General features: G+C 58.2%; 15 protein-coding genes. 6 read left to right on the top strand and 9 right to left on the bottom strand.

The annotated features are described in order from the left end of the window. Positions 1 to 2 precede the first annotated feature (2 nt). From KHA73_RS07795 to KHA73_RS07785, 3 genes are read right to left on the bottom strand one after another with little or no spacing between them, the layout of a single operon-like run. Positions 3 to 2,597 carry a fimbria/pilus outer membrane usher protein gene (locus tag KHA73_RS07795; protein WP_234590106.1) on the bottom strand — a complete coding sequence of 865 codons (2,595 nt, stop codon included), beginning with the start codon at positions 2,595 to 2,597 and terminating at the stop codon, positions 3 to 5. Positions 2,598 to 2,609: 12 nt separating this feature from the next. Further along, a complete protein-coding gene (locus KHA73_RS07790; protein ID WP_234590105.1) occupies positions 2,610 to 3,296 on the bottom strand; it encodes a fimbrial biogenesis chaperone in 687 nt (228 codons plus the stop codon). 49 nt (positions 3,297 to 3,345) lie between these two features. Then, positions 3,346 to 3,885, bottom strand: a complete 540-nt coding sequence (locus tag KHA73_RS07785; protein WP_234590104.1) for a fimbrial protein — start codon at positions 3,883 to 3,885, stop codon at positions 3,346 to 3,348. Between the two features lie 524 nt (positions 3,886 to 4,409). Between KHA73_RS07785 and KHA73_RS07780 the strand changes: the two genes are divergently transcribed. The 3 genes from KHA73_RS07780 to KHA73_RS07770 all read left to right on the top strand — a co-directional run bounded on the left by KHA73_RS07780 (position 4,410) and on the right by KHA73_RS07770 (position 7,548). Next, positions 4,410 to 5,126, top strand: coding sequence for an EAL domain-containing protein (locus tag KHA73_RS07780; RefSeq protein WP_234590103.1), 717 nt, complete (start codon positions 4,410 to 4,412; stop codon positions 5,124 to 5,126). Between the two features lie 21 nt (positions 5,127 to 5,147). Then, complete coding sequence (locus KHA73_RS07775) at positions 5,148 to 5,738, top strand: LuxR family transcriptional regulator (RefSeq protein ID WP_234590102.1); 591 nt, start codon at positions 5,148 to 5,150, stop codon at positions 5,736 to 5,738. A gap of 184 nt (positions 5,739 to 5,922) precedes the next feature. Then, the gene (locus KHA73_RS07770; RefSeq protein WP_234590101.1) at positions 5,923 to 7,548 is read left to right on the top strand and encodes an FMN-binding glutamate synthase family protein; all 1,626 of its coding nucleotides are present in this window, start codon (positions 5,923 to 5,925) and stop codon (positions 7,546 to 7,548) included. 108 nt (positions 7,549 to 7,656) lie between these two features. Here the strand turns inward: KHA73_RS07770 and betA are convergent, their stop codons facing one another. The 3 genes from betA to betI form a co-directional block, all read right to left on the bottom strand. Beyond that, the gene (gene betA / locus KHA73_RS07765) at positions 7,657 to 9,324 is read right to left on the bottom strand and encodes a choline dehydrogenase (RefSeq protein ID WP_234590100.1); all 1,668 of its coding nucleotides are present in this window, start codon (positions 9,322 to 9,324) and stop codon (positions 7,657 to 7,659) included. 225 nt (positions 9,325 to 9,549) lie between these two features. Beyond that, the gene (betB, locus tag KHA73_RS07760) at positions 9,550 to 11,022 is read right to left on the bottom strand and encodes a betaine-aldehyde dehydrogenase (protein ID WP_234590098.1); all 1,473 of its coding nucleotides are present in this window, start codon (positions 11,020 to 11,022) and stop codon (positions 9,550 to 9,552) included. 20 nt (positions 11,023 to 11,042) lie between these two features. After that, a complete protein-coding gene (betI, locus tag KHA73_RS07755) occupies positions 11,043 to 11,639 on the bottom strand; it encodes a transcriptional regulator BetI (RefSeq protein ID WP_234590096.1) in 597 nt (198 codons plus the stop codon). Positions 11,640 to 12,042: 403 nt separating this feature from the next. On the opposite strand from betI, the gene KHA73_RS07750 reads away from it, so the two are divergent. After that, positions 12,043 to 14,082 carry a choline transporter gene (locus tag KHA73_RS07750; protein ID WP_234590095.1) on the top strand — a complete coding sequence of 680 codons (2,040 nt, stop codon included), beginning with the start codon at positions 12,043 to 12,045 and terminating at the stop codon, positions 14,080 to 14,082. A 51-nt stretch (positions 14,083 to 14,133) separates the two neighbouring features. Here KHA73_RS07750 and KHA73_RS07745 read toward each other — a convergent pair whose 3' ends face one another. Genes KHA73_RS07745 through KHA73_RS07735 form a run of 3 tightly spaced genes read right to left on the bottom strand, consistent with a single transcriptional unit; the run spans position 14,134 to position 15,852 of the window. Beyond that, the gene (locus tag KHA73_RS07745) at positions 14,134 to 14,394 is read right to left on the bottom strand and encodes a pentapeptide MXKDX repeat protein (protein ID WP_234590093.1); all 261 of its coding nucleotides are present in this window, start codon (positions 14,392 to 14,394) and stop codon (positions 14,134 to 14,136) included. Positions 14,395 to 14,453: 59 nt separating this feature from the next. After that, a complete protein-coding gene (locus KHA73_RS07740; RefSeq protein ID WP_234590091.1) occupies positions 14,454 to 15,230 on the bottom strand; it encodes a molybdopterin-dependent oxidoreductase in 777 nt (258 codons plus the stop codon). A 10-nt stretch (positions 15,231 to 15,240) separates the two neighbouring features. Beyond that, entirely contained in the window at positions 15,241 to 15,852 is a 612-nt protein-coding gene (locus tag KHA73_RS07735; RefSeq protein ID WP_234590089.1) for a cytochrome b/b6 domain-containing protein, read from the bottom strand. A 153-nt stretch (positions 15,853 to 16,005) separates the two neighbouring features. Between KHA73_RS07735 and KHA73_RS07730 the strand changes: the two genes are divergently transcribed. Beyond that, positions 16,006 to 16,719, top strand: coding sequence for a response regulator transcription factor (locus KHA73_RS07730; protein ID WP_234590087.1), 714 nt, complete (start codon positions 16,006 to 16,008; stop codon positions 16,717 to 16,719). Positions 16,720 to 16,722: 3 nt separating this feature from the next. Then, positions 16,723 to 18,189: a HAMP domain-containing sensor histidine kinase gene (locus tag KHA73_RS07725; protein ID WP_234590086.1), complete on the top strand. Its 1,467-nt coding sequence runs from the start codon at positions 16,723 to 16,725 to the stop codon at positions 18,187 to 18,189. Positions 18,190 to 18,201 lie beyond the last annotated feature (12 nt).

Raw genomic sequence — 18,201 nt, 5'->3', positions numbered from 1 at the left:
CCTTAGAGTTTTTGGCATTGCAGAGTCAGTTCCTGATATCCCATACCGGTTTGTTGGTTACCCACACTGGCCGGGATTGGCAGTACGCACTGCTGGCTGGCGTTCGGGCCCCACTTAATCGTCAATTTTTCACCCGGTTTAACGCCGGAGACATAGGTATCGCCGTTCAGCCCCACGGTGCCGCTGTTGCGGCCGTCTTCGTTGAAGACGCCGGCGCCGATGGCCGGGTAATCGTTGTCGCCCATTCGCGCATGAATCAACAGGCTGACCCCTTTAAAGGTATCGAAGGTGACCTTCACCACCGATTTTTCCGTCGGCACCACCTGCTTGCTGGCGATTGGCACGTCCAGCCCTGGCCCGAAGTCCTCGGTGCGCAACGCAACGTAGTTGTAGCGATACGGGTTGGCCGATGGCACTACCGCGTAACCAAAGCGGTCGATCGTCACGCCCGGCTGATTCTCCAGCCGCACGCCTTTGGCGTCTTTGGCTTCCACCAGCAAGATGGTGTTCTGCAGCGGCTGCGTCAGCGTCGCGCCGCCGGAGTGAACCAGCAGGCCGCCGGACAGGCCAAGCCCGGCCTGACGATATTTATTGCTGTACGCATAGCTGCCATCGATGTTGCCGATGCTGCTGCTGTAGCCGAGGTTCAGGTTGCTGCTCTGGCCCGAAGACTGCGTATGCCCGGTAGACACCGAGTAGTTCATGCGGCGATCGTCCAGCATGGTGCCGCTGATGCCGGTCGAGTAGCTGTCGCCGCTCTGCTTGCTGTGCGCCGCGCTAAAGTTGGCGGTGGTGGAGTTGTTGTTCTGCCCCCAATCCAGCGGGATCGACACGGTAAGGTTGACGCTGCGATCGGAATAACCGTATTGCCCGCGCGTATCCTGCACATAGACGCCGTATGAAATGCGCTTGAAGCCGTCGTTATAGCCCAGCTGAATGGTGCGATCGTTGCCGGACACTCCCCAGTAGTTCTGGTGGCTGAGGTTGGCGTACAGGCTGGCGCCCGCCCACAGCTGCTGGCTGAGCGACAGCTCGACGCGCTCACGCTTGTTGCCGTAGCGCTCGGTATAACGGGTGCGTTTCTGGTTGTTGCTCCAGGAAGGCTGGCCGGGTTGCAGATCGTTCGGATCCCAATAATCATTGGCGTAAACGCCGTTGCGCCAGCGGTTGCGTTCTGCGACGGCGTCGCTGAGATCGTAATAACCGGAGGTGGCATAGCGGTAACCCGCCAACTGGAAGTTGGTGCCCATCTGGTTAAGCGACTTGGAGTACAGAAAACGGAAACTCTGGCCCTGCTTGCGATCGCCGTTCGCCAGTTCGGTGTCTGAAACAGACCCATCCACCGACACCGCGCCCCAGGAGCCGAGACTTTTACCGACCCCCAAGGCGGCCGAGCGATAGTGCTCAGCCATCACCACCCCGCCGAACGGCGTCAGGCCATAGTTCATGCCGCGCGCCAGCGTGCCCTGGATCAGGTTCGGCTGGTAGCCGCCGCTGCCGTTGTGATACTTACCGGCCGTCAGCTGGAAGTTCCAAATGCCTTCGCGCAGCATGTTCGCCACGGAAGAGTAAGCCACGCTGAAGGTCTTATGTGAGCCGTCAGCTTCATTGACGGTGACGATCAGGTCACCGTTGTTGGTATGCGGGTAAACGTCATGGATCTCGAAAGGGCCCGGCGCGACGTTGGTGCTGTAAATAACGTAGCCGTTCTGGCGGATCTCCACGCGGGCGTTGGTCGCCGCCACGCCGCGGACCACCGGCGCATAGCCGCGCAGGCTGTCCGGCAGCATGTCGTCGACGCTGGAGAGTTGCACCCCACGGAATTGGAAGGCGCCGAACACGTTATTGTTGGTGCTGGCCTGGCCAATGATCATACGGCTGCGCCATGGCGCAATATCGGTTTCAGCCCAAGAGGAAACGTTAGTCCAGTTGCTGCCGCTGCCGCTCTGTTTATCCAGCGTAGAGTTATTGCGCAGGCGCCATCTGCCCAGGTTGAGGCCGCTGTTCAGCGCCAGGAAGGCGTATTCGCTGTCATCCGCGTCGTTGCTGCGATAGCTGTTTTTGTTGTAGTTAAAGGTATAGTTGGCGAACAGCGCATTGATGCCCTTGTCATACATGCTGGCCGGAATTGCGCCTACCGCGCTCAGATCCATCATATTTTGCGGCACGGAGATAGCTATCTGCTGCACTGCGGCGTCGTAGCTGACGGTAGCGCCTTCCACCAGCGCCGCCAAATCCACGCAGCTGCCTGCCGGCAAATTTTCCGGCAGCTTAATGCCGTAGTTCTGCAGGTCTTCGAGTTTCAGGCAGGGTTGAGACGCCACCTGCCCTTTTACCTGACGAAAAGTAACATCCTTATGGTCGACCTGGTTCAGGTTGACGTAGATATCAAAAGGGTAAACGCCCGGTTGCAAAGCATCACCCTGGGCAACGGCTTCGGCATTGCTCAGGTTTTCATTGCCGTGAACAAACGACATGTTAAATTCTGCCAGCGCCGCCTCGCTCCAAAGCATCGGCGCGCCGGCGGCAATGATTGCAATCCGGATCAGCTGCGTCAGCCGTGTCGTTGCGCATGCCACTTTTCGTTGATTTGCCATTCCCTGTCTCTCTTATTGTACTGGAACGTCCTTGACTTCCGTTCTACCGCCAAAATCATTGATATAACTAAAAGAAATCTTGTTATTAACGCTAACGCCCGCAGGGATGTTGATCGACAGGCGATCGCCCGGATTCACCATGTTGGCGTCCACATCCACGCTCTTGCCCGCGCTGTTTTTCAAATGCAGCGCCCCAAAGGTAATGTGCAGCGGGCCATCGTTAATCACCTGCAGACGTGAGCCTTCACGCTGCCAGCGCAATTTTTGCACTTGCTCTTCCAGCGTCGTTTTCAACGCCACCGGTCGGTAAAAAAGTTTGATTCGGGTGCGTACCGCAACCTGCAGCACGTTTTCCTGCTTCGGCGCCGGCGGAATTTCCTGCACGTTGATCCACAGCAGCGTTTCCTTATCCTGCGGGAAACCGTTGCCGGAATAGATGAAACGCAAAATGGCGGTTTTAGTGGCGTCCAGCTTCAGAATGGGTGGAACCACCACGATAGGCAGATTCTTCGGCACCTGATTTCTGTCGCCGGTATCCAGCCAGGTTTGCACCATATAGGCTTCGGCGGCGTCGTTATGAATCGGCAGCGAGGCGGATTTATCCGTACCTTTATAGATCACGCGGGTGGCATCTACCTGGATCCCGGCGTGGCTGCTAAAAGTGCCGAGCATCAACAGAGCAACAAAGAACTTTTTCATCGGATTCCTCTACGGGCCATCCTTGGCCATTGGTGTCCTAAAAGATCAATTACTTGTATTCGATGGTGAACGGGCTGGTGGCGTTAGCCAGACCCGCGGTCACGCCGGCGAATGAACGGTAACGAGCCTGCAGGTTGAAGGTCGCTTTACCGTCTGCGGCAACGCTCACTTTCGCGACGTCGTCATTGATGTTGGTGCCATCGCCGATAGCGAAAGGCTTGCCGTTGTTGTCGGTGATTTCGATGCCCACGCCGGTAGCCGCAGCGCCAGTGCCACCTACGTTGCTTACGGACAGCAGGTCTGGGTTGCCGGCAACGGTGTTACCGTCGAAACGCAGGCTGTAATCGCCGGCATCACATTTTTCCAGGGAGATCTGGAAAGCTTTAGAAGCTGATTTGTCACCGACGTTTTGGAAAGTAGAAGTTGGGTAAGTGCCCAGGTAAACTTCTTTATTTTGAGTATCGCTAGTCACCTGGCAGGTAGACTGTTTGATTTCACCGGTGAATTTAACGGTGCCATTTGCAGCCATTGCGTTGGAAGCAGTTACGGACAATACCAGCGCGGCCAAAGGCAATAATACTTTTTTCATTTCCAGCTCCATAGAACAATAAAATAATCGATTCAGTGACGGGCTAATATATATAGCGCCTATATATACGCCGACACTGAGCATACATTCAGCGATAGCACTCCTTGCTGAAAAGGAATGTTGCTTCGATGAATCCACTGCGGGGCGCAATATAATCCAAGATTATTCCTAGTGGTAAATAGTTTAAAACATTCACACCAGCCGTCTTGATAGGAAAAAACTATCGGTCAATACCCATCTATCGATATTGACGATTCAAACCAATGGGCATAATCTGTGCTATAGAAAGCCTAAGAGTTCATCAGTTTGCCATAAGCGGCGAAAAGCAGGATATTGTTCTTTATATTTACATTTTGAAACAACTTGAAGCACGTTGATGCCGCCAACAACGGCGCCGCTTGCCTGTCTGGAAGCGCCGAGTCTGTTGAACGCAGTAAAATAAGAAATTTACCAATAAACAACGGAGTGCGTTTCTTTTTTTAACTTAAAATCAACGGGTTACACATAAACCCAAGGATTGGGACATGAGCGGTTCTTTCAGAGAGAAAAATAACGGCATTAATTATGTTTTTCAGCCGATGTTTGCCAAAAACGGGCAATTGCTGGCGGTTGAATGCCTGTCCCGCTTCACGTTTAACAGTGAATACGCGCATTTCTCTCCTGAACAGTTTTTTCGCCATGCCGATAGCGAAACCCGCATTGGGATTTTGTTGGATCAGGTAAATCTGATTGATAAATATAAACACTGGTTTTATGAAAATCAGGTGATCGCCACCCTGAATGTGGATGATTATTCTTTGCAATCATTGGCCAATAGCCGTTTTGCCGAAAGAATTAACGCCATGCGCTGTATTCATTTTGAAATCAGCGAAAATTCAACCCGGCTGGTGAAGGATCGCGTTCATGGCGATCCTTCATTGAATAGTTATTCATTTTGGCTCGATGATTTTGGTTCTGGTTATGCCGGTTTTTCCGCCTTGTATAACAGCCAGTTCCGCTTCGTTAAGCTCGACCGTTTTCTGCTGTGGGACTTTATGAAGAAGTCCGGCGGAGCGGGTTTGATGCGCGCTTTGCTGCGTTTTTTTTACCTTAATCATTACAAGGTAATCATCGAAGGAGTTGAAACTCCCGAACATAAAAAATGGCTAGACGAAATGCCATATTACGCACTGCAGGGAAAGCTGTGGAAGGAATCCAGCATTATGGATTTGAACTCACTTCTCACAGCCAAATACTTTTAACTCAGTATGGTGTTTGCCATTATGTCTAAAAACAATGTTCTGGTGATTAGTGAGTGTAAGTACAGCTACGTCGGCCTTTCAGTGCTGCTGAAAAAACACTACGGCCCTTACGATATCCGGCTCTTTTCCGACTTTATGCATGGCGGCGCCAAAGCGGAAAAAATCATCAAGCACGATATCGCGCTGATCTTCACTTCGCAAAATCTGGAGCAGAGTGTCAACGTGATTGAAAGCCTGGTGTCCCTGCACCAGCAGTACAACACCAAGACGCGCATTCTGGTGTTCTATGATGATGAGCGCGTAGTGAAACTGCTGTCGATACTGGGTATCTCCGTTGAGTTGGTGTCTACCCGTATCCCGCTTTATTCGCTGCAGGAAAAAATACAGAATTTGCTGGAAAGCAAAGAGCCTGGCGGGATCAAAGTGCAAAAAACCCGCGAGCTCAGCCCGGCGGAAAGCGACGTTATTTTTAACCTGCTGCGCGGCGACAGCCTGCTGCACATCGCGGAAAAGCGCGGCACGCACCCCAAAACCATCTTTTCGCAGAAATACAGCGCGATGAAGAAGCTGCGGCTGCGCAGCATGAGCACCATCTTCGTCGCCGGCAAGTAACCCTTCCAGATTGTTGCGCGGCATGCCGCGCGGCAACCTTCCGCCGTCGCCAGGTTAAATTAATGTAACAATAAGCGACATAGCAGCAACAGCTACATAACACTCCTCGTCCATTGATTAAGATCTGCTCAGGAATTTCCCGTGAGTCATGTCGTCTGGATCAAAAAAAACATCAGGAGATGTTATGAAGTCATCCTTATTCAGCCGTTACACCTGTTTTGCGTTGAGCATTCTGCTTACCCTGTTTTTCCTGGCGCTGATGTTAGACCACCCCTGGTTTTGGCTGCCGGCCCTCGCCTTTGGCAGCCTGGTGGCGCTGGGCATTTACGATCTCACCCAGCAACGCCACGCGATTTGCCGCAACTACCCCATCATTGGCCGCCTGCGCTTCTTCTTTGAATTTATCCGCCCGGAGCTGCGGCAGTATTTCCTGGAGCAGGACAATGAGCAGATCCCGTTTTCACGCACCCAACGCACGCTGGTCTACCGCCGCGCCAAAAACGAGATGGGCGACAAACCCTTCGGCACCCTGCTGGACGTATATCAAACCGGCTATGAATGCATCGGCCACTCCATGCGCCCGGTCGAGGTATCCGATCCCACCAGCTTTCGCATCGCCATTGGCGGCCCAGCCTGTACCCAACCCTACTCCGCGTCGATATTCAATATTTCTGCCATGAGCTTCGGCGCGCTGTCCGCCAACGCCATCCGCGCCCTCAACCTCGGGGCGGCGAAGGGCAACTTCTACCACGACACCGGCGAAGGCAGCATCAGCCGCTATCACCGTGAAAACGGCGGCGATCTGGTTTGGGAGCTGGGCAGCGGCTATTTCGGCTGCCGCACCGCCGACGGCCATTTCGATCCCCGGCGCTTTGCCGATCAGGCGCGCAGCCCGCAGGTGAAGATGATCGAGATAAAACTCAGCCAGGGCGCCAAACCCGGCCACGGCGGCATATTGCCGGCGAAGAAGGTGGATGCGGAAATCGCTGCGACCCGCGGCGTGCCGCAGGGGGAAGACTGTATTTCTCCGGCCTCGCACAGCGCTTTCACCACGCCGGTGGAAATGATGCATTTCATTCAGCAGCTGCGTGAGCTTTCCGGCGGCAAACCCATTGGCTTCAAGCTGTGTATCGGCCATCCCTGGGAGTTTGTCGCCATCGTCAAGGCGATGCTGCACACCCACATCCTGCCGGACTTTATCGTGGTGGACGGCAAGGAAGGCGGCACCGGTGCCGCGCCGCTCGAGCTATCCAACTATATGGGCATGCCGCTGCGCGAAGGGCTGTTGTTCGTGCACAACACCCTGGTGGGCTGTGGGCTGCGCGACCAGATCAAGATCGGCGCCAGCGGCAAGATCATCAGCGCCTTCGACATCGCCAGCGTGCTGGTGCTGGGCGCCGACTGGGTGAACTCGGCACGCGGCTTTATGTTCGCCGTCGGCTGCATTCAGTCGCAAAGCTGCCACACCAACCACTGCCCTACCGGCGTCGCCACGCAGGACCCGCTGCGGCAAAAAGCGCTGGTGGTGCCGAACAAGGCCGAGCGCGTTTACCACTTCCACCAGAATACGGTAAAAGCGCTGGCGGAAATGCTGGCGGCGGCCGGCGTCAGCCGCCCGGAACAGCTGACCTCGCACCATATGCTGCGCCGCATCACGCCGACCGAAATCAAGGTCTATGCCGATATCTACTATTACCTGGAACCCGGCGCGCTGCTGCAAAAGGAGATTAAAAGCGACTTTTACGCCCGCATGTGGCGCATGGCAACGCCAAACAGTTTCGATCAGGCGATCTCGCTGCCGGCGGCATGAGGGGATAAGGGATAAAAGAGAATTGCCCCCTCGCCTCGGGGAAGAGCATATGGAGAGGGGTTGCTTGCTACGGCGGCCCTCCCCCTCATCGGCGAGAGGGCATGTCGGTTACTGCTTGCGCACCGGCGCATCGCCGGCGACGTAGTAGTCAGCGGCGCTGCGCGGCAGCGGCGCGCGCTGGCGAATGCGGTCGGCGATCTTCTCGGCAATCATGATGGTGGTGGCGTTCAGGTTGCCGGTGATGATCAGCGGCATGATGGACGCATCCACCACCCGCAGCCCTTCCATGCCGTGCACCCGGCCCTGGCCGTCGACCACCGCCATCTCGTCTTCACCCATTTTGCATGAGCAGGACGGGTGGAAGGCGGTTTCGGCGTGCTCGCGCACAAAGGCGTCCAGCTGCTCGTCGGTCTGCACCTCCGGCCCTGGGCTGATCTCGCGGCCGCGGTATTCGTCCAGCGCCGGCTGCGCCATAATCTCGCGCGTGATGCGGATAGCGTCGCGGAACTCCTGCCAATCCTGTTCGGTCGCCATGTAGTTAAACAGAATGCTCGGATGCTGGCGCGGATCTTTCGATTTCACCTGCACCCGGCCGCGGCTCGGCGAACGCATCGAGCCGACGTGCGCCTGGAAACCGTGCTCTTTCACCGCGTTGCTGCCGTTGTAGTTAATCGCTACCGGCAGGAAGTGGTACTGAATGTTCGGCCAGGCGAACTCCTCGCGGCTGCGGATAAAACCGCCGGCCTCGAACTGGTTGCTGGCGCCGACGCCGGTGCCGTTGAACAGCCATTCCGCGCCGATCTTCGGCTGGTTGAACCATTGCAGCGCCGGGTACAGCGACACCGGTTTCTTACAGGCGTACTGCAGATACATTTCCAGGTGGTCCTGCAGGTTCTCGCCAACGCCCGGCAGATCGTGCACCACGTCGATATCAAGGCTCTTCAGCAGCGACGCCGGGCCAACGCCGGAGCGCTGCAGGATCTGCGGCGAAGCGATGGCGCCGGCGCACAGCAGCACTTCGCGCCGCGCTTTGGCATAGGTCAGCTGGTTGCCGTCGCCCTGCAGGTAGTTGACGCCCACCGCACGCTTGCCGTCGAACACGATGTGATCGGTCAGCGCATGGGTGACAATCTTCAGATTCGGGCGCGAACGCGCCTGATCCAGATAACCGCGCGCGGTGCTGGCGCGGCGGCCCTTCGGCGTCACCGTGCGGTCCATCGGGCCGAAGCCTTCCTGCTGGTAGCCGTTCAGGTCATCGGTGCGCGGGTAACCCGCCTGCACGCCGGCTTCCACCATGGCGTGGAACAGTTCGTTGTTGCCGGCTTTCGGCGTGGTGACGCTGACCGGGCCATCGCCGCCGTGATAATCGTTCGGGCCAATATCGCGGGTTTCCGCCTTGCGGAAATACGGCAGGCAGTCCAGATAGGTCCAATCTTCCAGACCCGGCGCCTTGGCCCAGTTGTCGAAATCCATCGCGTTGCCGCGGATGTAACACATGCCGTTGATCAGGGATGAACCGCCCAGCCCTTTGCCGCGGCCGCACTCCATGCGGCGGTTGTTCATATGCGGCTCAGGATCGGTTTCATAGGCCCAGTTGTAGCGGCGGCCCTGCAGCGGAAACGCCAGCGCGGCCGGCATCTGGGTACGAAAATCCATCCGGTAGTCCGGGCCGCCGGCTTCCAGCAGCAGCACGCTGACGTCGGCGTCTTCGGTCAATCGGGTGGCTAACACGTTGCCGGCGGAACCGGCACCGATAATGATGTAGTCAAATTCCATTCATTATCTCCTAAATATTCATATGCCTGAATGATGCGAATGGCTTGAATTCCGCATGCTGAATATATCAAGGCAGTTTTGGATGCAAAAAAGGATATATCCCCTATGGATTTCGAGTTACAGCTAGGCGGCAAGGGCGCAGAGCCCCAGGAGCTTACTCAAGTAAGTGACTGGGGTCTGCGCTCGCAGCCAACAACGCTGTAGCTTGAAAGACGACGGGGATAGTTAAAATACCGAGGCGTAATCGCCCAGCTCAACCTGCACCGATTTGATCTGGGTGTAGTGCTCCAGCGTGGTCAGGCCGTTCTCGCGGCCGACGCCGGACTGCTTGTAGCCGCCCACCGGCATTTCCGCCGCCGATTCGCCCCAGGTGTTGATCCAGCAAATACCGGCTTCCAGCTGGTGGATCACCCGGTGCGCGCGGGTCAGATCCTTGGTCACCACGCCCGCGGCCAGGCCGAAGGTGGTGTCGTTGGCGCGGCGCACCACTTCCTCTTCGCTCTGGTAGCTGAGGATGCTCATCACCGGCCCGAAGATCTCTTCGCGCACGATTTCCATGTCGTCGCGGCAGTCGCTGAACACCGTTGGCGCCACATAAGCGCCCTTGGCGAATTCACCGTGGGTGACGCGTTCACCGCCGCACAGCAGGCGCGCGCCGCCGTTCTTGCCGCTTTCGATAAAGCGCAGCACCGATTCCATGTGCGCGAAGCTGACCAGCGGCCCGAAGTTGGTCTGCAGATCGGTCGGATCGCCCAGGCGAATGCGCTTCACGCGCTCGAGGATTTTCGCCTCAAACTGCGCCTGCAGCGCCGCCGGCACGAAGACGCGGGTGCCGTTGGTGCACACCTGGCCAGAACTGTAGAAGTTGGCCATCATGGCGATATCGGCGGCGCGATCCAGATCGGCGTCGTCGAAGATAATCAGCGGCGATTTGCCGCCCAGCTCCATGGTGACTTCTTTCAGCGTCGAGCCGGAAGCGTTGGCCATCACCTTCTTGCCGGTTTTCACCCCGCCGGTGAAAGACACTTTGGCGATGCCCGGATGGTCAGTCAGGTACTGGCCTACTTCCGCGCCGCTGCCGGTCACCACGTTGAATACGCCGTCCGGCAGGCCGGCTTCGGTGTAGATTTCCGCCAGCTTGAGCGCCGTCAGCGACGTGACTTCGCTCGGTTTGAAAATCATCGCGTTGCCCGCCGCCAGCGCCGGCGCAGACTTCCACAGTGCGATCTGAATCGGGTAGTTCCAGGCGCCGATACCGGCCACCACGCCTAACGGCTCGCGGCGGGTATAGACAAAAGAGGTATCGCGCAGCGGGATCTGCTGGCCTTCGATGGCCGGGATCAGGCCGGCGTAGTACTCCAGCACGTCGGCGCCGGTGACGATATCCACCGCGGTGGTTTCCGACATCGCCTTACCGGTATCCAGCGTTTCCAGCGCCGCCAGCTCGTCGTTGCGCTCGCGCAGAATGTCCACCGCGCGGCGCAGGATGCGCGAACGCTCCATCGCCGTCATCGCCGCCCAGACCTTCTGCCCGCTGGCTGCGCTGGCAACCGCACGGTTGACGTCTTCAGCGCTGGCAGACTGAACTTCGGCAAGCACTTCGCCATTCGCCGGGTTCACCGCGTTGAAAGTTTTTCCATCGGTACTGTCTACATAAGCGCCATTGATATAGAGCTTCTGCAAGCCAAAACGGGACATAGGATCTCCTTGGGTTGTCCTCAGGGTGGCGTCTGCCCCCGGAGTTGAAACTGAATGTAGTCGGTAGTGAGCGCAATCGCCTGCGCCTGGTTAAACGCCGAACCGCGCAGCGCGCTGCGCAGCCACAGGCCGTCGATCAATGCCGCCAGCCCTTTGGCCGCCAACCGCGCCTGCGGATGCGGCAAGACGCGGCGGAACTCGGCGCACAGGTTGGAATACAACCGGCGGCCGTTCACCTGCTGCAGCCGGTTAAGCTGCGGCTGATGCAGGCTGCTGGCCCAAAAGGCCAGCCAGGTTTTCATCGCCGCGCTGTTGATCTGGCTGTCGTCAAAGTTGCCGGCGACGATCGCCTGCAGCCGCGACGCCGGGCTGTTGTCCTGCAGCGCCCGCAAGCGCAGCCGCACCGCCTCGCCCAGATGGCTGATCAAATAGCGCATCGTGGCTTCCAGCAGGCCGTTCTTGTCCTTGAAATAATGGCTGATGATGCCGTTGGAAACGCCCGCCCGCCGCGCTATCTGCGCGATGGTGGCGTCATGCATTCCCACTTCATTTACTGCGGCCAGCGTGGCATCAATCAACTGCTGCCTTCTGATTGGCTGCATCCCTACCTTTGGCATAATTCGACTCTCACAAAACCGACATCGGCCTTATCTCATCGGGTGGATTTCACCGCCGTTCCACCTGCTGAATCAGGTCTTCATAAGCACTATTAAACTTTTTTTTGATTGAACGTTCAATAAAAATTGCATATATTTTATTACCGCTTGGTTACAAATATGTACTTTTCGGTTGTGGAACTGGCTGATTTTTGTGAGGTAAATAACGAATCTGACCAAAATCAGTGGCTGTAAGCGGTTCCCACCACGAAACAAATTTTCGTTTCGTTAACAGGCAAAGCGGCAATATTTGGCAAGCAGAATAGCGATTGCCGCAGCCTTTATTCGCACGTTTTCCGGGCGACGCCAGTGCGTCGTTCAGGATGCGTTGTGGGCACGATTTTACTCAGATCAGAGGATGACGATGACAACACGCGAAACCTCCTCAAAACCGCAGCAGGATCGCCTCAACCCTGTGGTTTTCTTCACCTCGGCGGGGCTGATCCTGGCCTTCTCGCTGATGACCATCTTTTTCACCGACTTCTCCGGGCGCTGGATCACCCGCACCCTGAACTGGGTGTCGACCACCTTCGGTTGGTACTACCTGCTGGCCGCCACCCTGTACATCGTGTTCGTGGTGTTTATCGCCGCTTCGCGCTTCGGCGCCATCAAGCTCGGGCCCGAGCAATCCAAACCGGAGTTCAGCCTGATGAGCTGGGCGGCGATGCTGTTCGCCGCCGGCATCGGCATCGACCTGATGTTCTTCTCGGTCGCCGAACCTGTGACCCAGTACATGATGCCGCCGGAAGGCGACGCGCAAACGCTGGAGGCCGCACGCCAGGCGATGGTGTGGACGCTGTTCCACTACGGCCTGACCGGCTGGTCGATGTACGCGCTGATGGGCATCGCCCTCGGCTATTTCAGCTACCGCTATAATCTGCCGCTGACCATCCGCTCGGCGCTGTACCCGATCTTCGGCAAGCGCATCAACGGGCCGATCGGCCACAGCGTGGACATCGCCGCGGTGCTTGGCACCATCTTCGGCATCGCCACCACCCTGGGCATCGGCGTGGTGCAGCTGAATTACGGCCTGAAGGTGCTGTTCCAGGTGCCGGAAAATCTGACGGTGCAAGGCTCGCTGATCCTGCTGTCGGTGATCATGGCCACCATCTCGGTCACCTCCGGTGTCAATAAAGGCATCCGCATCCTGTCCGAGCTGAACGTGCTGCTGGCGCTGGGGCTGATCCTGTTCGTGCTGTTCTTCGGCGACACCGAGTTCCTGCTGAACGCCCTGGTGCTCAACGTCGGCGATTACGTCAACCGCTTTATGGGCATGACGCTCAACAGCTTCGCCTTCGATCGTCCGGTGGAGTGGATGAACAACTGGACCCTGTTCTTCTGGGCCTGGTGGGTGGCGTGGTCGCCGTTTGTCGGCCTGTTCCTGGCGCGCATCTCGCGCGGGCGCACCATACGCCAGTTCGTGGTCGGCACGCTGATCATTCCGTTCGTGTTCACCCTGCTGTGGCTGTCTATCTTCGGCAACAGCGCGCTGTACCAGATCATTCACGGCAACGCCGAATTCGCCCAGGAAGTGATGCAGTTCCCGGAACGCGGCTTCTACAGCCTGCTGGCGCAGTACCCGGGCTTCACCTTCAGCGCCTCGGTGGCCACCATCACCGGCCTGCTGTTCTACGTCACCTCGGCAGACTCCGGCTCGCTGGTATTGGGCAACTTCACCTCGCGCCTGGCCGACATCAATAATGATGCACCGAACTGGCTGCGGATTTTCTGGTCGGTGGCGATCGGCCTGCTGACCATCGGCATGCTGATGACCGACGGCGTGCCCGCGCTGCAGAAAACCACGGTGATCATGGGCCTGCCGTTCAGCTTCGTGATCTTTTTCGTGATGGCCGGGCTGTACAAGTCGCTGCGGGTCGAGGACTACCGCAAGGCCAGCGCGCTGAACACCTCGGCGCCGATGCCGGTTTCCAGCCACGACGTGCTGAACTGGAAACAGCGCCTGTCGCGGGTGATGAACTACCCGGGCACGCAATATACGCAGAAGATGCTGGATAAAGTGTGCCGCCCGGCGATGCAGGACGTGGCGCGCGAGCTGGAGCTGCGCGGCGCTAAAGTGGAATTCAGCGAAGTGCCGCCGGCTGAGGATGAACGCCTGAACCACCTGGAGCTGCTGGTGCGGTTGGGCGAGGAGCAGAACTTTATCTACCAGATCTGGCCGATGCGTTACTCGGTGCCGGGCTTCACCTACCGCGCCCGTTCCGGCAAATCGCACTACTACCGGCTGGAAACCTTCCTGATGGAAGGCACCCAGGGCAACGACCTGATGGACTACAGCAAAGAGCAGGTGATTGGCGACATTCTCGACCAGTACGAGAAACACCTGAACTTCCTGCATATCCATCGCGAAGCGCCGGGCAACACCCTGACCTTCCCGGATATGTAACCGGCGCAGGCACGGCCGAAAGGCGCAGTTTAAACAACTGCGCCTTTTTTATTACTGCCCCATCGCATCCTTTGTCATTTCATTCTTCTTCATGCCGTCCTTTTTCATCGCGTCTTTTCCCATGCGATCCTTCTTCATGCAATCCTTGCCCATGCAGTCTTTCTTCATGGCGTCCTTTTTCATGCCGTCGTGCGACATCTGGCTCATGCCGTCCTTCTTCATCGCGTCCTTGCCCATGCTATCTGCGGCATTGGCGCCGGCTACGCCCAACATCAACGCGCTGCACATCATCATTGCGAATAACTTTTTCATGGTATTTCCTTCTTTCATATCAAAGACGCCTGGGGCGCCGGGGTGATTCGCGGCCGCCTTCAGCTGCCGCCAAACCAGTTGTAGCCTTGGTCTTCCCAATAGCCGCCGGGGAAGCGGTTGGTGACCTCGATGACCTGAATGTGTTTCGGGTTCTTGTAGCCGAGCTTGGTCGGCATGCGCAGCTTCATCGGATAGCCGTATTTGCGCGGCAGGATCCGGCCATCGTAGGTCAGCGCCATAATGGTCTGCGGATGCAGCGCGGTGGCCATATCGATGCTGGTGTAGTAGTCGTCGGCGCATTTAAAGCCGACGTAGCGGGCGCTCAGATCCGCACCTATCGCCTTGAGAAACGCCGCGAACGGCACCCCGCCCCACTTGCCGATGGCGCTCCAGCCTTCGACGCAGATATGGCGCGTCACCTGTTCTATCTGCGCCATGCGATGCAGCTGCGGCAAGGTCCAGTGGCGTTTATCCAGCACCAGCCCGCTCACTTCCAAGCGGTAGTCGTCGCCGTTGATCTCCGGCGCATCTTCTTCGCCGTAAAAGGCGTTGAACGGAAAGGGTCGGGTGATCATCGATTCCGGGTACACCGGCGCCAGATGGTCAGCGTTGAACAGCCAACCCTGCACCCGATCGTTGAAGCCTGAAATGCGGCTTAGCGCCTGCTCGACGTTGGCGTTGCCGCCGAGATCACAGCCGGTGAGCATCGCGATGCCGCCCAGCGTCAGCCCATTGCGCAGAAAGCGGCGGCGCGACGAAGATGCCAACAGCCGCTGCGCCTCTTTGACGATCGCCTGGCCTTCACTCACCGTGATAGAGGGCTTATCCGTTTTCATTGTCATCTCCTTAACGCCCGCGCAGCATGGCCAGCAAGGTGCGGGGCACCAGCGCTACCATCACCAAATGAATCGCTACAAAGCCCACCAGCGCCGACATGGCGAAAAAGTGGATATAACGCGCCGCCTCGTAACCGCCGAGCAGCTCGCGCAGCAGCGGAAACTGCACCGACTTCCACAGCACCAGCCCGGAAAGCGCCAGCAGTATGCTGTCGGCCATCACCAACAGATAGGCCGCGCGCTGCACCATGTTGTAATGGCGCGGATCGGCGTGCCGCAGCCGGCCACGCAGCGCCGCCGTCAGATCGGCGAAAAACCCGCTGAGGCTCAGCGGCCAGAAGCGGCGTTTGAAACGGCCGCTGCACAGGTTGATCAGCAGGTAACACAGCCCGTTAACGCCAAACAGCCACATGCCGGCAAAGTGCCACTGCAGCGCGCCCCCCAGCCAACCGCCGAGCGTCAGCTCGTTGATAAAGCTGAAATTGAACAGTGGCGATGCGTTATAGATGCGCCAGCCGCTGGTGACCATAATCAGCATCGCCAGCGCATTCAGCCAGTGGGTCAACCGCAACCACAGCGGATGCACAAGCGATGGTTTTTCCGGTGTGAGAGTCATGCTCATGCCTGTCTCCTGGTGGCCAAGGTTGCGATGAGCGAAGTATTCCCCGAATTTGTTCCCCAAGACCTCACGCAAAGTTAAATAAAATGTGATAACTCCACGCACGGCGGTTGTGTAAACTTTCAGCAAGGATCGGGCAATCAGCGGCGGGAACAGATGGAAAAACCAAAGAGAATTTTAATCGTTGAGGATGACGGCGACATCGCCGAGCTGTTGCAGCTGCACCTGCGCGATGAGGGCTACGACATTTGCCACGCCGCCGACGGCAATCTGGGCATGGCGATGCTGGAACAGGGCGGCTGGGACGCGCTGATCCTCGATCTGATGCTGCCGGGCGTCGACGGGCTGGAGATCTGCCGCCGGGCACGCAACATGACGCGCTACACGCCGATCGTCATCATCAGCGCGCGCTCCAGCGAGGTGCACCGCGTGTTGGGGCTGGAGCTGGGCGCCGACGATTACCTGGCCAAACCCTTCTCGATGCTGGAACTGGTGGCGCGGGTCAAAGCGCTGTTCCGCCGCCAGGAAGCGATGAGCCGCAACCTGCGTCTGGACGCCGGCACGCTGAGCTTTGACGGCTTGAGCATAGATCCCATCGCCCGCGAGGTGCAGCTGAACCGGCAACCGATCGTTCTGACGCCGCGCGAGTTCGACCTGCTGTATTTCTTCGCTCGCCATCCTGGCAAGGTGTTCTCCCGCCTCAGCCTGCTGAACCAGGTGTGGGGTTATCAGCACGAAGGGTATGAACACACGGTGAATACCCATATCAACCGGCTGCGCATCAAGATAGAAAGCAACCCGGCGGAACCCCTGCGCATTCTCACGGTGTGGGGTATGGGCTATAAATTCGCGGCGCCGCCGCAAGAGTAAAACATGAAAAATCTTACCTTGGCGCAACGCCTGACGCTGATCTTCGCCCTGCTGCTGCTGCTCTGCTGCGCCTTCTCGGGCTGGCTGCAGGTGCGCAGCAATACCCAGTACAGCCAGGCGACCATTCAACGGCTGTCCGGCAATCTGGCGCAGCACATCGCCGCCAGCAACCCGCTGCTGGGCCAGGACGGTTTGAACCCGCAATCGGTACATACCCTGTTCGATCGGCTGATGGCGGTGAACCCCAGCGTCGAGGTTTATCTGCTCGACAAGCAGGGCAATATCATCGGCAACGCCGCGCCGGCCGGCCGCCTGAAACGGCAAAAGGTCGAGCTGTCGCCGCTGCAGGCGTTGCTCGGCGGAGCGCGGATGCCGGTGTACGGCGACGATCCGCGCAGCACCGGCGGGAAGAAGGTATTCAGCGCCGCGCCGCTGAGGGTCAACGGCCAGATTGAAGGCTATCTGTATGTGGTACTGCTCGGCGAGGATTATACCGCGCTGGCCAGCAACGCTCAGTTCAGCTCGGCGGTTAAGATGGCGCTGTGGTCGATGGGACTGGTGGTGGTGTTCGGCCTGCTGGCCGGCGGCTTCGCCTTCCGCTGGGTGACGCGGCCTATCCGCCAGTTGACCCGGCAAGTAAGCGTGCTGGATAACGGCGGCATCGCCGCAGTGCAGGCCTATGCGGCGCAGCCGGTTCCCGCCGTCGGGCGCGATGAGGTCAGCCAGCTGCAGCTGGCGTTTCGCAGCATGGCGCAGCGCGTTGCCGAACAGTGGCAATCGCTGTCGCAGCAGGACCAGCAGCGGCGCGAGTTTATCGCCAATATTTCTCACGATCTGCGCACGCCGCTCACCTCACTGCACGGCTACCTGGAAACGCTGTCGGTAAAATCGGCCAGCCTGAGCGAAAACGATCGCCGACGCTATCTGGAGACGGCACTGGCGCAAAGCCGCAAGGTAGGCAAACTGGCGCAAGAGCTGTTCGAACTGGCGCGGCTGGAGTACGGCGTGGTGAAACCGCAAAAAGAGCCGTTCTCGCTCAGCGAGCTGGTGCAGGACGTATTCCAGAAGTTCGAGCTGGCGGCCGAAGCGCGGCACCAGCGATTGCGCGCCGACATCGCCCCGGGCATGCCGCTGGTGTTTGCCGATCTGAGCATGATCGAGCGGGTGCTGACCAACCTGCTGGACAACGCCATTCGTCATACGCCGCAGGGCGGTGAGATCGGCGTGCGGCTGTGGCAACAGGAAGACAAGATACTGGTGCAGGTCAACGACAGCGGCCCCGGCATTCCACAGGCACTGCGCGCCGACCTGTTCGAGCGGCCGTCTATCGTGAACGGCGCGCGCCGTCACGCCGGCGGGCTGGGGTTGATGATCGTACGGCGCATTTTGCAACTGCACGGCGGCGATATTCAGCTGGTCGAGCAGGCGCAAAAAGGCGCCTGCTTCCGCTTCGCCATTCCGCCGCGCTAATCGATGCCGTCG

It is taken from the genome of Serratia entomophila, from assembly GCF_021462285.1.
Taxonomy (GTDB): domain Bacteria; phylum Pseudomonadota; class Gammaproteobacteria; order Enterobacterales; family Enterobacteriaceae; genus Serratia; species Serratia entomophila.
The sequence above is the reverse complement of the archived record's forward strand: the minus strand, read 5'-3'. Positions and strand labels throughout refer to the sequence as shown.

Excerpts from the sequence above, each read along its gene's own strand:
- KHA73_RS07795 (WP_234590106.1), bottom strand. The coding sequence starts at position 2,597 with ATGGCAAATCAACGAAAAGTGGCATGCGCAACGACACGGCTGACGCAG.
- KHA73_RS07790 (WP_234590105.1), bottom strand. The coding sequence starts at position 3,296 with ATGAAAAAGTTCTTTGTTGCTCTGTTGATGCTCGGCACTTTTAGCAGC.
- KHA73_RS07785 (WP_234590104.1), bottom strand. The coding sequence starts at position 3,885 with ATGAAAAAAGTATTATTGCCTTTGGCCGCGCTGGTATTGTCCGTAACT.
- KHA73_RS07780 (WP_234590103.1), top strand. The coding sequence starts at position 4,410 with ATGAGCGGTTCTTTCAGAGAGAAAAATAACGGCATTAATTATGTTTTT.
- KHA73_RS07775 (WP_234590102.1), top strand. The coding sequence starts at position 5,148 with ATGTCTAAAAACAATGTTCTGGTGATTAGTGAGTGTAAGTACAGCTAC.
- KHA73_RS07770 (WP_234590101.1), top strand. The coding sequence starts at position 5,923 with ATGAAGTCATCCTTATTCAGCCGTTACACCTGTTTTGCGTTGAGCATT.
- betA (WP_234590100.1), bottom strand. The coding sequence starts at position 9,324 with ATGGAATTTGACTACATCATTATCGGTGCCGGTTCCGCCGGCAACGTG.
- betB (WP_234590098.1), bottom strand. The coding sequence starts at position 11,022 with ATGTCCCGTTTTGGCTTGCAGAAGCTCTATATCAATGGCGCTTATGTA.
- betI (WP_234590096.1), bottom strand. The coding sequence starts at position 11,639 with ATGCCAAAGGTAGGGATGCAGCCAATCAGAAGGCAGCAGTTGATTGAT.
- KHA73_RS07750 (WP_234590095.1), top strand. The coding sequence starts at position 12,043 with ATGACAACACGCGAAACCTCCTCAAAACCGCAGCAGGATCGCCTCAAC.
- KHA73_RS07745 (WP_234590093.1), bottom strand. The coding sequence starts at position 14,394 with ATGAAAAAGTTATTCGCAATGATGATGTGCAGCGCGTTGATGTTGGGC.
- KHA73_RS07740 (WP_234590091.1), bottom strand. The coding sequence starts at position 15,230 with ATGAAAACGGATAAGCCCTCTATCACGGTGAGTGAAGGCCAGGCGATC.
- KHA73_RS07735 (WP_234590089.1), bottom strand. The coding sequence starts at position 15,852 with ATGAGCATGACTCTCACACCGGAAAAACCATCGCTTGTGCATCCGCTG.
- KHA73_RS07730 (WP_234590087.1), top strand. The coding sequence starts at position 16,006 with ATGGAAAAACCAAAGAGAATTTTAATCGTTGAGGATGACGGCGACATC.
- KHA73_RS07725 (WP_234590086.1), top strand. The coding sequence starts at position 16,723 with ATGAAAAATCTTACCTTGGCGCAACGCCTGACGCTGATCTTCGCCCTG.